Origin of the sequence: Streptomyces sp. NPDC101118 (assembly GCF_044759445.1) — a bacterium.
Classification (GTDB): Bacteria; Actinomycetota; Actinomycetes; order Streptomycetales; family Streptomycetaceae; genus Streptomyces.
Genome location: NZ_JBIVZG010000001.1, coordinates 390,258 through 402,596, shown reverse-complemented (window position 1 = coordinate 402,596; position 12,339 = coordinate 390,258). Strand labels below are relative to the sequence as shown.

Here is a 12,339-nt window from a genome sequence, read left to right as displayed (position 1 = left end):
TGTGAGTGATCCACACGGGCGATTAGGGTCATTGGGCCTTGGTGTACGGGAAACCGGTGTGAAACCGGTGCGGCCCTCGCCACTGTGATCGGGAAGTCCGGCTCCACTCCGCGAGGAAGCCACTGGGCTGCCGCGGCTGACCGACCGCGCAGCCCGGGAAGGCGGAGCCCGGGCATCAGCACCCGTGAGCCAGGAGACCGGCCAGGGCGCGTTGTCCATCCACGAGGTGCTGGAGAGGTCTCCCCCACTCATGCATATAGCCGAGGGGTTTCTGCCCCCGTTGCACGCGGCCGCCTGGGGCGCCGCGTCCGCTCCCTTCGTCGTCCACGGGGTCCGCGCGCTGACCCGCGAGGTGAAGGCGAACCCCGAGAGCACACTGCTGCTCGGCGCGTCCGGAGCATTCACTTTCGTCCTGTCCGCCCTGAAGATCCCTTCGGTGACGGGCAGTTGTTCCCACCCCACGGGCACCGGGCTCGGCGCCATCCTGTTCCGGCCGCCGGTGATGGCCGTACTGGGCACGATCACGCTGCTGTTCCAGGCCCTGCTGCTGGCCCACGGGGGCCTGACCACCCTGGGCGCCAACGTCTTCTCGATGGCGATCGCGGGCCCCTGGGCCGGGTACGGGACGTACCTGCTGCTGCGCAGGACCGGGGTCCCGCTGATGGTGTCCGTGTTCTTCGGCGCCTTCGTCGCGGACCTGAGCACGTACTGCGTCACGAGCGTCCAGCTCGCCCTGGCGTTCCCCGACCCGGCCACCGGAGTCGCGGGCGCGCTCGCCAAGTTCGGCGGCATCTTCGCCCTCACCCAGATCCCGCTCGCCATCAGCGAGGGGCTGCTGACGGTGCTCGTGATGCGGCTGCTGTCGCAGTCGAGCAAGGCGGACCTGCTGCGCCTCGGGGTGCTCAAGGGCTCCGGTGCGGGGTCCGGCACGCAGTCCGGTGCGGCCGCGGAGGTCGCGCGATGAGCCGCAACGCGAAGATCAACTCCCTGCTGCTGCTCCTGGTCGCGGCGCTGGCGGTGCTGCCGCTCGCGCTGGGGCTGGGCGAGGGCAAGGAGGAGCCGTTCGCCGGCGCGGACGCACAGGCCGAGGCGGCGATCACCGAGCTGGAGCCGGACTACGAGCCCTGGTTCTCGCCGCTGTACGAACCGCCGTCGGGCGAGATCGAGTCGGCGCTGTTCGCCCTCCAGGCGGCACTGGGCGCGGGCGTGCTCGCGTACTACTTCGGGCTGCGGCGGGGCCGGCGCCAGGGCGAACTGAAGAGCGCCCTGCGGGCCGCGGGGATGCCCCGCGAGGGCGGTGCGGGCGAATCGGCGGAGGCCTCCGGCCCGGCCGGTTCGAGCGGCTCGGCCGGTCCCGCCGGCTCATCCGGTCCCGCCGGCTCGTCCGGTCCCGCCGGCTCATCCGGTTCGGACGCGTAGCCGGTGCTGCCCATCGACGCGGCGGCGCACGCGAGCCGCTGGCGCCGCCGCCACCCCCTGGAGAAGGCCGTGCTGGGGCTCGGGCTGACCGTCTCGGCGGTCTGCCTGCCGCCCTGGCCCGGCGGCCCGGTCGTCGCGGCGGCTTCCCTCGCGGTGCTGCTCGGTCCGGCCGGGGTGGCGCCGCGCCGGCTGTGGCGGGCGTTCCGGATCCCGCTGGGGTTCTGTTTCACCGGCGCGGCCCCGCTGCTCCTCCAGGTGGGCGGCGACGCCGGCTGGGTGTCCCTGGCGCCGCACGGCCCGGTGGCCGCCACCGAGCTGCTGCTGCGCACCTCGGCGGCGTCGCTGGGGGTGCTGCTGTTCGCCTTCACCACCCCGGTCTCGGACGTGCTGCCGCGGCTGGTGCGGGCCGGCGTGCCCGCGCCGGTCGTGGACGTGGCGATGGTGATGTACCGGATCAGCTTCCTGCTGCTCGACTCGGTGGCCCGGATCCGGCAGGCCCAGGCCGCCCGGCTGGGGGCCACCGGTCGGGCGGCGGCCTGGCGTTCGCTGGCCGGGCTGGCGGCGACCTCGTTCGTCCGGGCCTTCGACCGGGCGGCCCGGCTCCAGTCCGGCCTGGCCGGGCGGGGCTACGACGGGACGCTGCGGGTGCTGGTGCCGGAGGCGGCCGTGTCGTGGCGCTTCCTGGGGGCCACGGGTGTACTGCTGGGCGCGGTCGTCGCGCTCACCTTGGGAGTGGAGGGGCTGTGGCTGTGATGCCGGTCGTGGAGCTGGTGGCGGCGGGGTACGCGTACGAGGACGGGCCCGCGGTGCTGGCGGACGTCGGCTTCGGGATCCCGGCCGGCCGCGCGCTGGTGCTGCTGGGCCGCAACGGCGCGGGGAAGACCACGCTGCTGCGGCTGCTGAGCGGGGGGCTGCGGCCGGGCTCGGGGGAACTGCGGCTGGACGGCGAGCGGGTGCGGCACGACCGCGCCGGGCTGACCCGGCTGCGGACCTCCGTACAGCTGGTGACGCAGGACCCTGACGACCAGCTGTTCGCCGCGTCGGTGGAGCAGGACGTGTCGTTCGGCCCGATGAACCTGGGCCTGCCGGAGGAGGAGGTCCGGGCGCGGGTGGCGGAGGCGCTGGCCGCGCTGGACATCGAGGTTCTGCGGGACCGGCCCACGCACCTGCTGTCCTTCGGGCAGCGCAAGCGGGCCGCGATCGCCGGGGCGGTGGCGATGCGGCCGCGGGTGCTGATCCTGGACGAGCCGACGGCGGGGCTCGACCCGCACGGCCAGGAGCGGCTGCTGACCGCGCTGGGGCGGCTGCGGGAGCTGGGCACGACGGTGGTGATGGCCACCCACGACGTGGACCTGGCGCTGCGGTGGGCCGACGACGCGGCGGTGCTGGTGCCCGGCGGGGTGCGGACGGGACCGGTGGCCGAACTGCTGGCGGACGGGGAGCTGCTGGCCGCGGCCGGGCTGCGGCTGCCGTGGGCCACGGCGGTGGCCGGCCTGCTGCGGGAGCGGGGGCTGCTGGCGCCGGACGCGCCGGCTCCGCGTACCCCGGAGGCCTTGGAGGCCTGGGCGGCGGCCGCGCGCTGACTCCGAAAAATAGGATGTCGGCATGTCCTTGCCGCACGCGATCCTCACCGCCCTGCTGGAGAAGCCCTCGTCCGGCCTGGAGCTGACCCGGCGGTTCGACCGGTCGATCGGCTACTTCTGGTCCGCGACGCACCAGCAGATCTACCGCGAGCTGGGGAGGCTGGAGGAGACCGGCCTGATCAGGGCGCTGCCCTCGGAGACGCCGGCGCGCGGCCGCCGCAAGGAGTTCGAGGTGCTCCCGGCGGGCCGGGAGGAGCTGACCCGGTGGGTGGCGGAGAGCCAGGACCCGAAGCCGATCCGGGACCCCCTGCTGCTGCGGCTGCGGGCGGCCGGCGTGGTGGGGGTGGACGGCCTGGCGGCCGAGCTGCGCCGCCACCTGGAGCTGCACGAGCGGCAGCTGGCGGTGTACGAGGCCATCGAGGAGCGGGACTTCCCGCCCGGGCGGCGCACGGCGGACGAGGACCGGCTGCGCCGGCTGGTGCTGCGGGGCGGCATCGAGCTGGAGACGTTCTGGCTGCGCTGGCTCGCCGAGGCGCTGCCGGAGGTCTCCGGCATGGGCGGCGAGGAGTCCTAGGCTGTCGGGCCGTGCCGGGGAGGGGCCGGCCGGGAGGGCCCGGCGGGGAGGCGTACGGCGGGGACACGTACGGCCGGAAGGCGTCCGGCGGGGAAGCGTCCGGACATGCGTGCGCCCCGCCCCGGGATTGGCGCCCGCGAAGGGGCCCGCGGGCCCCGGGGGCGGGGCGCGACGGCTCGGGTCACTTGTTCAGGGCGCCCCAGAACTCGTCGAAGCTCATGCGGCCGTCGTGGTTGGCGTCCTTCGCGGCGATGACGGCCTCGGCGACCGGGCCGGTGACGAACGGGTCGCCCATCAGGGCCATGGCCTTCTTGAACTCCTCGGCCGTCACGAAGCCGTCGCCGTCCACGTCGAACTTGCCGAAGGTCTCGCGTGCGCTCTCGATGTCCGCCACTGGGATCCACCCCTTTGCTGGTGCTTGTTAGACCGGGCAAGGTTAGCGACCCCCCGCGCGGTCCCGGCACCCCGGGGGACGGCAGCGCCCGCGGGGTCCCTACCGGAAGATCCCGGTGTGGCCGAGCGAGTAGCGGCCGGGCTGCGGGTAGACCGCCAGGCCGTGCGGGCCGCCGCCGACCGGGATGCGGGCGAGCTGCTTGCCGGTGGCGGTGTCGACGGCGTACACCTCGCCGTTGTACCGGCCGGAGAGCCACAGGACCTTGCCGTCCGCGGAGACGCCGCCCATGTCGGGGCTGCCGCCGTCGGGCAGCACCCACTTCTTGGTGAGCCGGTTCTTCGGGAAGTCGAAGACCGAGATCGTGCCCTCGCCGCGGTTGGAGATGTACATCTCGCGGGAGTCGCGGCTGACGTAGAGGCCGTGGCAGCCCTTGCCGGTGGGCAGCAGGGTGGGGGTGGTGAACTTCTCGCCGTCCAGGACCCACATGCCGTGCGCCATCATGTCGGCGACGTAGAAGGTCTTGCCGTCCGGGGAGATCTTCACGTCCTGGGGCATGGCGCCCTCGAAGGGGATCTTCTGCTGGCCGACGACCTCCATCTTCTCGGTGTCGACCTTGAGCAGCTCGCCGGAGAACTCGCAGGAGACGATGAAGTAGCGGCCGTCCGCCGAGAAGTCGGCGTGGTTGACCCCGTAGCAGCTCACGGGCACGGTCTTGACCCTGTCCATGGTGTGCGGGTCGCGGAAGACCAGCTCGCGGTCCATCGAGGCCATGACCACCGCGTACCTGCCGTTGGGCGTGAAGTACAGGTTGTACGGGTCGTGCACCTCGACCGGCTTGCCCGCCTCGCCCGTCGCGGGGTTGATGGGGGTGAGCGTGTGACCCCGGTTGTTGTTGACCCAGAGGGTCTTCAGGTCCCAGGAGGGCACCACGTGCTGCGGCTGGACGCCGACGGGGATGGTGTCGACGACCTTGTACGTGACCGGGTCGATCACCGAGACCGTGTTGGAGGTGGTGTTCGGGACGTAGACCCGGGAGGGGAAGTCCTTGACCACGGGCGAGAGCTTGCCGGGCCGGTCGGCGGCGTAGACGTCTGCCGGGTCGAGCAGGGGCGGCATCCCGGCCAGTCCGGGGGGCGCCGCGGGTACCGCCTTCGCGGGCCGGGCGGGGCCTTTGGAGCCGACCGCCTCGGGCCCGCCCTTCTCGGCCGGTGAGGCGCACCCGGCCAGGGCGGCGAGGGCGAGGCCGGCCAGCGCGGCGGCGGTCTTCCTGGTGAGGAGGGTGGTCATGGGGTCAGCAGCTCCGTGGTGGTCACCGCGCGCAGTCCCCGGCGCGCGAGTTCTTCGAGCAGGGCGGGCAGCGCGTCGACCGTGTCCGCGTAGCCGAGGTGCAGGCTCACCACCGATCCGTTGCGGACCGTCCCGATGACGTTGCGGATGACGGCCGCGGCACCGGGAGAGGTGAAGTCGAGGGAGTCCACGTCGTACGAGAGGACGTGCGGGTACCCGGCCCTGGCGGCCAGCCGCTGGACGAGGGGGGTGGCGTGGCGGGCCCGCGAGGGGCGGAACCAGCTGCCGATGGATCCGGTGAGGCGGCGGAGCCGGTCGGCGCAGGCGGTGATCTCGGCGTACGCCTCGGCCTCGGGCATGGCGCAGACGTCGAGGTGGCGCTGGGTGTGGTTGCCGAGTTCGTGGCCGCCGTCGAGGATCCGCCGGGCGAGTGCGGGATGGGCGTCGAGCCAGGTGCCGACGGCCAGTACGGTCAGCCGCGCGTCCGCCCGCTCGGCCTCGCGCAGCACCGCGTGGGCGGTGGCGGGATCGCCGTTGCCGTGGAAGGTGAGGGCGACACGGGCGGCTCCGCGGGGGCCGTGCTCGATCTGGGCCGGCAGGCCGGGGAGGGAGCGGGGTGCCGGTGCGGGGGTGCTGCGGGGCTGGGGGGCGGCGGCCTGGCGGGCGCTCGGGCGGGCCGGGGCGGGGCGGCCGTCCCCGCAGGAGGTGAGGGCCCCCGCGGCGAGCGCGGCGGCGGCGGCCCGCAGGGCGTCGCGACGGTCCGGTGAGGAAACCACCAGCCCATTTAAGGGGCAATGCGCACCAAAGATAACGATTGACCCAATTCAGGACGTCCGACGGCCCCACCCAGAAAGGCATCCACCCCCTAAAGAATCAAGGATTCTCTCGCCCGTACCGATACTTATTCATCGATTACGAGGCACGTGGCCCAACTCACCTAGGATTTAGGTGGAAACTCTTACTACTTACACACTTATGTCCTGTTTCGGGACTTTTGGCATCCGAGGCCTCTTCTGACATAGTCGGAGCCACGACTTCCCGTTGACCCGAGCGAGGTCGCCTGCCGCCGAGGACCACACCCCTTCCGGTCCTCGGCGCACTCACGAAGCCCCCGCAGCGCCCCACCCCGGCGACAGGGGGCTTCTGCGTATCCGCGGCCGGCCGTTCGGCCGGGCTCGCTAGGCTCACCGGAATGGACGACCGCTCCCGGCCCGTGCTGCTCCTGGCCGCACCCCGCACCTCCACCGCCGAACTCGTCGCCGGCGCGGCGGCCCGGCGCGGATACGACGTGACCGGGCGCGCGGCGAGCGCGGAAGGACGCAGCGTGCACTGGTACGGCGGCCCCCGGGCGGCCGCACGCCTCGCCGGCCCGCTGGGCCTCGGGCTGCTCGAACCGGCCGACGACTGGCTGACGCGGGTACCGGGCGACCTCCTGCGGCGCACCGTACGGCTCACCACCCTCGCCGAGGCCCGCGCGCTGCGGGAACGGTGCTTCGTGAAGCCGCCCTCGGCCAAGATCTCCCGGCTGCCCGCGGCGGTCCACGACGACGGGACCAGCCTGCCCGCCGGGCTCGACGGCTCCACGCCGGTCCTGGTGAGCGACGTGGTGGAGTTCGCCGCGGAGTACCGGCTGTTCGTCCTCGACGGCGAAGTCGTCACCGGCAGCCGCTACGCCGTGCACGGGCGCCTCGACCCGGCGCCGCTGGACGCCGCGAGCCGCGCGTTCGCCCGTACGGTCATCGACGCGACCGCCTCCGGCCTGCCCAGCGCCGTGTGCCTGGACATCGGCCGGCTCACCGACGGCGGCTGGGCGGTGGTCGAGGCGAACATGGCGTGGTTCGCCAACTGCTACGCCGCCGAGCCGGAACGCGTCCTCGACACGGTGCTCCGCGCCGCCGGCCCACTCGCCGCGGTCACCGACCGCGACCGGCCACACCTGAGCGGGGCCCCGTGCCGGAGCCAGTGCCGTAGCCGCATGGGTTCGCCGGGTCGGCAGTCGTAGCGGTTGGAAGGGCGGTGACGTCCGATCCGACCGCTGGAGGCGCGGTGGCCGAGCCCGTCCGCGTGCGCAGACTTACCGATCAGGAGGGGCAGAAGCTGCAGCAGATCGTGCGCCGGGGCAGCACCAGTTCGGTTCGCTACCGGCGGGCGATGACGCTGATGGCCTCGGCAGGCGGAATCCGGGTGCCGGTGATCGCCCAGTGGTCCAGGCCGACGAGGACACTGCGAGGTCGAGCTGTGTCTCACCCCGACCTACGCCTCCTGGGCGCCCCCCCTCGAAGCGCCCTTCGGACCGCTGAGGCAGTTCACCATCGCCAACTCTCACCACCCCAACCACACCGTGCAGACCCGAGCCCTGCACACCTGCCTCCGCCGGCGCAACGCCGACGCCCGCCACCGGGACCTGGCCGCCGAGCTCAAGGAACGCGCCCGCATCCGCAGCGAGAAAGACATCCGCTGGGGCGGCCGACCGCTCTCGCCGCATGATCAGGCGAACTGGCGAACGTTCCAGGTCACAGCACCGTCTCCGCCGCGGATCTGCCTGTGCTACTTGACCAGGCGGAAGGCGGGGTGCGCAGCCCAGGCCCGCAGGAACTCCGCCGTCCCCAGCGCCATCCAGTCGTCGTCCGCGATCCCCAATACCCCTGGAAGGCCAGCAACAACCGACGCCTGTCCGTCCACCAGCTCTGCTTTGGCCACGCCTCCGATGACGTCCATGACAGCGGCAGTCAGCAGAGCCGTGGTCACGTGGTCGATCTTGTGATTGCAGCCGGCACTGACATTGACGGCGTGGGTCGGTCTGAAGCCGAGGACGATCTCCACCTCGGGCTCGTCCGCGTGCTCGGCCTCGAAGGTGCTCTCGTCGCCGGCACCCGGACCCATCAAGTAGACCAGGAAGGGCCGACGCCAGTCCTCGCGCTGCGGATTGAATCCCACCAGGGCCGTGAGCTCCTCGTTCGCGGTGGCGTTGCCGAGGAGTGGAAGCGGGAACGGCTTTCGCCAGTCCCCCTCTCGCCTGTCCTCGACGCCCAGTCGCTCTGCGGGCACGTTGACATCGAAGAACCCGGGCCGCTTCTCGTCGAAGTGGGAGGAGAGCCCCGCGATCAACGTGCGGAACTCCCGCAGCGCAGCCGGGGAGAGCGGCTCCGCCAACTCGATCACCAACGTCGGACCAGACATGCCGGGAGCCTAGTTTGATCGGCTCTGTGACCACTCACATTTGTTCCCACACCGAGTCCAGCCGGTCCGAGGACAGACGCCGCCGACCCGGCGAACCTATGCGGTCAGAGCACTAGCCGGGGTGGCGGTCGGCCACTCGCATTTCGAACCAGGTGTTCTTGCCGCGGGGTAACAGGTCGGCGCCCCAGCGGTCGGAGAGCTTGTCGACCAGGAAGAGGCCGCGGCCGCTCTCGTCGAGTTCGTGCACCGGCATCAGGCACGGCAGGCCGCGCGAGGGGTCGCGCACCTCGATCCTGATCCAGCCGCGCCGCCGCAGCATCCGCAGGCCGAAGGAGCGGGCCCCGGTGTGACGGACGGCGTTGCCCACGAGTTCGGAGACCAGCAGCACCGCGTGCTCGGCCACCTGGGGCGAGAGCCCCCACTGGCGGACCACCACGCACTGGGTCAGCCGGCGGGCGGTCGACGCGGATTCCGGTCGGGACGGCAGTGTCACTTCCGCCTCGGTGGGATTGCCGTACAACTCCAGCGCCCGCAGCCCCTGTTCGTCCTCCAGGGCCGCCGAAAGACGTACGGCGGAAGCGCTTTCGCGCTGCCGCGGCTGCTCCACACCCTCCAGGCCCGCCATGCACCCATCATGGAGGGCCGGACCCTTCCCGCGTGCCGTTCCCAGCGAAAAGACCTCCTCGGAACGACGCGTTCCGAGGAGGTCTTTGGCATGTGCCAAAGGCAAGCTTCACATCGCGAAACAGGCGCTGACCTGCAATGACTCACCGTTCAACGATCATCACCGTGAGTGGATCTCCACGAGTTCTTAAGGTTTCTTTAAGTCCCGCCTAATCCACTCCCAGGGGTGGCGCGGGGTGGCTCAGACGAACTTCGCCTTGCCCGGGCCCTCTTCGACGAAGCTGCGCATGCCGATCTCGCGGTCCTCGGTGGCGAACAGCGCGGAGAACCAGTTGCGTTCGATGGTCAGGCCGGTGTCGATGTCGGCCTCCAGGCCGCCGTCCACCGACTCCTTGGCGGCGCGCAGGGCGATGGCCGGCCCCTGGGCCAGCTTCGCGGCCCAGGCGAACGCCTGCTCGTACACCTCGGCGGCCGGGACGACACGGTCCACCAGGCCGAGGGCGAGCGCCTCGTCCGCCTTGACCATGCGGCCGGTGAAGATGAGGTCCTTGGCCTTGGACGGGCCGACGAGGCGGGCCAGGCGCTGGGTGCCGCCGGCGCCCGGGATCAGGCCGAGCAGGATCTCCGGCTGGCCGAGCTTGGCGTTGTCGGCGGCGATCCGGTAGTCGGCGCACAGGGTCAGCTCGCAGCCGCCGCCGAGCGCGTACCCGGTGATGGCCGCGACCACCGGCTTGGGGATCCGGGCCACGGCGGTGAAGGAGTCCTGCAGCGCGCGGGACCGGGCGACCATGGCCGCGTGGTCCATCGTCTGCATCTCCTTGATGTCCGCGCCGGCGGCGAACACCTTCTCGCCGCCGTAGAGCACGACGGCCCGGACGTCGGTCCGGGCCGTCGCCTCCTCGGCCAGCTCGCGCAGGGCGTCCTGCGTGGCGATGTCCAGCGCGTTCATCGGCGGGCGGTTCAGCAGGATGGTGCCGACGCCTTCGGAGACTTCGAGAGAGATGGTCATACGGGCAGGTTAGTGCCCGTTAACGGGGTGGGGGCAAGCGCCCGGGAGTGTCAGGAAACCCACTCCGACCACGGCATGTTCCAGCCGTTGAGGCCGTTCTCCGGGGCGATCTGCTTGTCCTTGGAGTTCTTCACGACCACCACGTCGCCGATGATCGAGTTGTCGAAGAACCAGGCCGCCGGGGCCTTCTCGTCCCAGGCGCCGCGCACGTCGCGCAGACCCACGCAGCCGTGGCTGACGTTCTCGCTGCCGAAGGTGGAGCCGGGGGCCCAGTAGTTGCCGTGCACGAAGGTGCCGGAGTTGGACAGCCGCATCGCGTGCGGGACGTCCTTGATGTCGTACTCGCCGCCGAAGCCCACGGTGGCGCCGTTCATCCGGGTCACCTTGTACTTCTCGCTGATCACCATCTGGCCGTTGTACGTGGTGGTGGACGGGGCGCCCGCGGTGATCGGGACGTTCTTCAGGACCTGGCCGTCGCGGACCACCGTCATGCGGTGGGACTTGGCGTCGACCGTCGAGACCTGGGAGCGGCCGATGGTGAACCTCACCGTGCGGGTCTGCTTGCCGTACACGCCCTTCCGGCCCTCGACGCCGTCGAGGTTGAGCTTGACGGTGACCTTGGTGCCCGCCGCCCAGTACTTCTCCGGGCGGAAGTCGAGCCGGTCGTTGCCGAACCAGTGGCCCTCGACCGGCACCGACGGCTCGGCGGTGACGGTGATGGCCTTCTCCACGGCCTCGGGGTTGGTGATGCCGCGGGTGAAGTTGATGGACACCGGCATGCCCACGCCGACGGTGGACCCGTCCTCGGGGGTGTAGTGGCCGACGAACGTGTTCTTCGGGGTGAGCGTCGTAAAGGTGATGTCCTTGGCGGACTCCCGGCCGGCGCTGTCCTTGGCGACCGCGTGCACCTTGTACTCGGTGGCGGCGCCCAGGTGGCGCTCGGGCTCCCAGCTGGCCCCGCCGGCGGCGAGCTTGCCCTCGACGGGGTTGCCCTTGGTGTCGGCCACGGTGACCGTGGTGAGCTTGCCGTTGGCCGCGGTGATCTTCAGGATGCCGCTGGTCGCGACCTCCTTGGCGCCGTCGGCCGGAGTGATGGTGACGACGGCCTGCGAGGCCTCCGTACCGCTCTTGCCGGCGCCGCCGCCCTTCGGGTCGTCACCGCCCTTGCCGCCCGCGGCTCCGCCGCTGCACGCCGAGGTGAGCAGCAGGGCCGCCCCCAGCACAAGGGCGGACAGTCCGGTGCGGGCACGGCCCCGCCGCGTGCGCGACTCCCCCGGTATCGGCTGCACGTTCACGCTGTTCTTCTCCCCAGGTCCCCTGTCCCCCGCGCGCGGACAGTCGCGCGCTTGGCGCAAGGTAACCACACCGGAGGGTGACGATCGGACACGGCCGTGTCACCGTTCCGTCCCAACCGGCCGGACGGGGAGGGGCTCCGGGGGAGACCGGAGCCCGGGTCAGTCCGCGGTGCCCGGTTTGGTGCCCCACACGTAGATGCGGTCGCCGACGCCGAGCAGGTTCCACAGGGCCTTGGCGTCGGAGAGGAACAGGTTGACGCAGCCGGCGCTGCCGCCGCCGTCGTAGAGGTCGTCGAGCCGGCCGTGCAGCGCCTGGCCGCCGTCGAAGAACTGGGCGTAGGGCATGGGGGCGTTGTCGTAGAGGCTGGACTTGTGGTCGATGTTGCGCCAGTACACCTCGTGCCAGCCGGACCGGGTCTCCTGGGTGTCGCGTCCGGTGCGGATGGGCACGGGGGCGAAGACGATCTTCTTGCCGGTCTGCACCCACAGCAGCTGGCGGTCCATGTCGATGCAGGTGACGCGGTGCTCGCGGACCGGGCAGCGGCCCGCGGCGTTGGGGTCCTTGCGGGCCTTGAGGGCGGTCATGGTGCGGTACGTGGCGAGGTCCGCGTAGCCGTCGGCGGGCTCCAGGCGCTGCTGCTGCTGGAAGCCCCTGATGGCCTCGCAGTCGGCGGTGGACTGGCGGCCGTCGACGGTGCGGCCCAGGTACGCCTCCATCGGGCGCTGGTACGGGCCGGTGCGCGCCCGGCAGGGGGCCGGGGCGGAGCCGGCGGCCGGGGCGGGGCCGGTGGCCCCGTCCGCCAGGGCCGGGGCGGCCGGGATGAGGGTGAGTGCCGCGAGGGCCAGGGCCCCTGCCAGGGCTATCCGGGAAGTCAAGCCGTCCTCCTCGTCCCCCCTGCTGAACACGGAACGGGGTGTCCAGTCCAGTGTCTGCGCACGTCCGGCCGCGGCGCCGGGGCGGGTGGTCCGAAGCG

General features: G+C 72.1%; 14 protein-coding genes, 1 pseudogene and 1 riboswitch. Of the genes and pseudogenes, 7 read left to right on the top strand and 8 right to left on the bottom strand.

Annotation, left to right across the window (positions count from 1 at the left end; all coding sequences use genetic code 11):
• Positions 1–22 precede the first annotated feature (22 nt).
• Positions 23–221: riboswitch (cobalamin riboswitch) on the top strand.
• Between the two features lie 29 nt (positions 222–250).
• From ACIQUQ_RS01775 to ACIQUQ_RS01755, 5 genes are read left to right on the top strand one after another with little or no spacing between them, the layout of a single operon-like run.
• Positions 251–964, top strand: a complete 714-nt coding sequence (locus tag ACIQUQ_RS01775; RefSeq protein WP_403970565.1) for an energy-coupling factor ABC transporter permease — start codon at positions 251–253, stop codon at positions 962–964.
• Positions 961–1,419, top strand: coding sequence for an energy-coupling factor ABC transporter substrate-binding protein (locus tag ACIQUQ_RS01770; protein ID WP_403969998.1), 459 nt, complete (start codon positions 961–963; stop codon positions 1,417–1,419). Before ACIQUQ_RS01775 ends, ACIQUQ_RS01770 begins: the two co-directional genes overlap by 4 nt.
• A 3-nt stretch (positions 1,420–1,422) precedes the next feature.
• Positions 1,423–2,172 (top strand): cobalt ECF transporter T component CbiQ, encoded by a 750-nt coding sequence (cbiQ, locus tag ACIQUQ_RS01765; RefSeq protein WP_403969995.1) that lies wholly within the window; start codon positions 1,423–1,425, stop codon positions 2,170–2,172.
• Positions 2,172–3,002: an energy-coupling factor ABC transporter ATP-binding protein gene (locus ACIQUQ_RS01760; RefSeq protein ID WP_403970562.1), complete on the top strand. Its 831-nt coding sequence runs from the start codon at positions 2,172–2,174 to the stop codon at positions 3,000–3,002. Before cbiQ ends, ACIQUQ_RS01760 begins: the two co-directional genes overlap by 1 nt.
• Positions 3,003–3,024: 22 nt before the next feature.
• Positions 3,025–3,576: a PadR family transcriptional regulator gene (locus ACIQUQ_RS01755; protein WP_403969992.1), complete on the top strand. Its 552-nt coding sequence runs from the start codon at positions 3,025–3,027 to the stop codon at positions 3,574–3,576.
• A 181-nt stretch (positions 3,577–3,757) separates the two neighbouring features.
• On the opposite strand, the gene ACIQUQ_RS01750 is transcribed toward ACIQUQ_RS01755, so the two are convergent.
• The 3 genes from ACIQUQ_RS01750 to ACIQUQ_RS01740 form a co-directional block, all read right to left on the bottom strand.
• A complete protein-coding gene (locus ACIQUQ_RS01750; RefSeq protein ID WP_403969990.1) occupies positions 3,758–3,970 on the bottom strand; it encodes an EF-hand domain-containing protein in 213 nt (70 codons plus the stop codon).
• 99 nt (positions 3,971–4,069) lie between these two features.
• The gene (locus ACIQUQ_RS01745; protein ID WP_403969987.1) at positions 4,070–5,257 is read right to left on the bottom strand and encodes a YncE family protein; all 1,188 of its coding nucleotides are present in this window, start codon (positions 5,255–5,257) and stop codon (positions 4,070–4,072) included.
• Positions 5,254–6,033 (bottom strand): polysaccharide deacetylase family protein, encoded by a 780-nt coding sequence (locus tag ACIQUQ_RS01740; RefSeq protein WP_403969984.1) that lies wholly within the window; start codon positions 6,031–6,033, stop codon positions 5,254–5,256. The genes ACIQUQ_RS01745 and ACIQUQ_RS01740 overlap by 4 nt, the downstream gene beginning before the upstream one ends.
• A 416-nt stretch (positions 6,034–6,449) precedes the next feature.
• Here ACIQUQ_RS01740 and ACIQUQ_RS01735 point away from each other — a divergent pair, with 416 nt between their 5' ends.
• Entirely contained in the window at positions 6,450–7,259 is an 810-nt protein-coding gene (locus tag ACIQUQ_RS01735; RefSeq protein WP_403969981.1) for an ATP-grasp domain-containing protein, read from the top strand.
• 225 nt (positions 7,260–7,484) lie between these two features.
• Positions 7,485–7,736: pseudogene (locus ACIQUQ_RS01730) on the top strand (IS630 family transposase); the annotation flags it as partial.
• 68 nt (positions 7,737–7,804) lie between these two features.
• On the opposite strand, the gene ACIQUQ_RS01725 reads toward ACIQUQ_RS01730, so the two are convergent.
• The 5 genes from ACIQUQ_RS01725 to ACIQUQ_RS01705 form a co-directional block, all read right to left on the bottom strand.
• Complete coding sequence (locus tag ACIQUQ_RS01725) at positions 7,805–8,437, bottom strand: DUF6368 family protein (protein ID WP_403969978.1); 633 nt, start codon at positions 8,435–8,437, stop codon at positions 7,805–7,807.
• Between the two features lie 112 nt (positions 8,438–8,549).
• Complete coding sequence (locus tag ACIQUQ_RS01720; RefSeq protein WP_403661958.1) at positions 8,550–9,062, bottom strand: ATP-binding protein; 513 nt, start codon at positions 9,060–9,062, stop codon at positions 8,550–8,552.
• Between the two features lie 240 nt (positions 9,063–9,302).
• Complete coding sequence (locus ACIQUQ_RS01715) at positions 9,303–10,070, bottom strand: enoyl-CoA hydratase/isomerase family protein (protein WP_399948791.1); 768 nt, start codon at positions 10,068–10,070, stop codon at positions 9,303–9,305.
• A 50-nt stretch (positions 10,071–10,120) separates the two neighbouring features.
• The gene (locus tag ACIQUQ_RS01710) at positions 10,121–11,365 is read right to left on the bottom strand and encodes an Ig-like domain-containing protein (protein ID WP_403969974.1); all 1,245 of its coding nucleotides are present in this window, start codon (positions 11,363–11,365) and stop codon (positions 10,121–10,123) included.
• Between the two features lie 159 nt (positions 11,366–11,524).
• Positions 11,525–12,169 carry a L,D-transpeptidase family protein gene (locus ACIQUQ_RS01705; RefSeq protein WP_403970559.1) on the bottom strand — a complete coding sequence of 215 codons (645 nt, stop codon included), beginning with the start codon at positions 12,167–12,169 and terminating at the stop codon, positions 11,525–11,527.
• Positions 12,170–12,339: the final 170 nt, after the last annotated feature.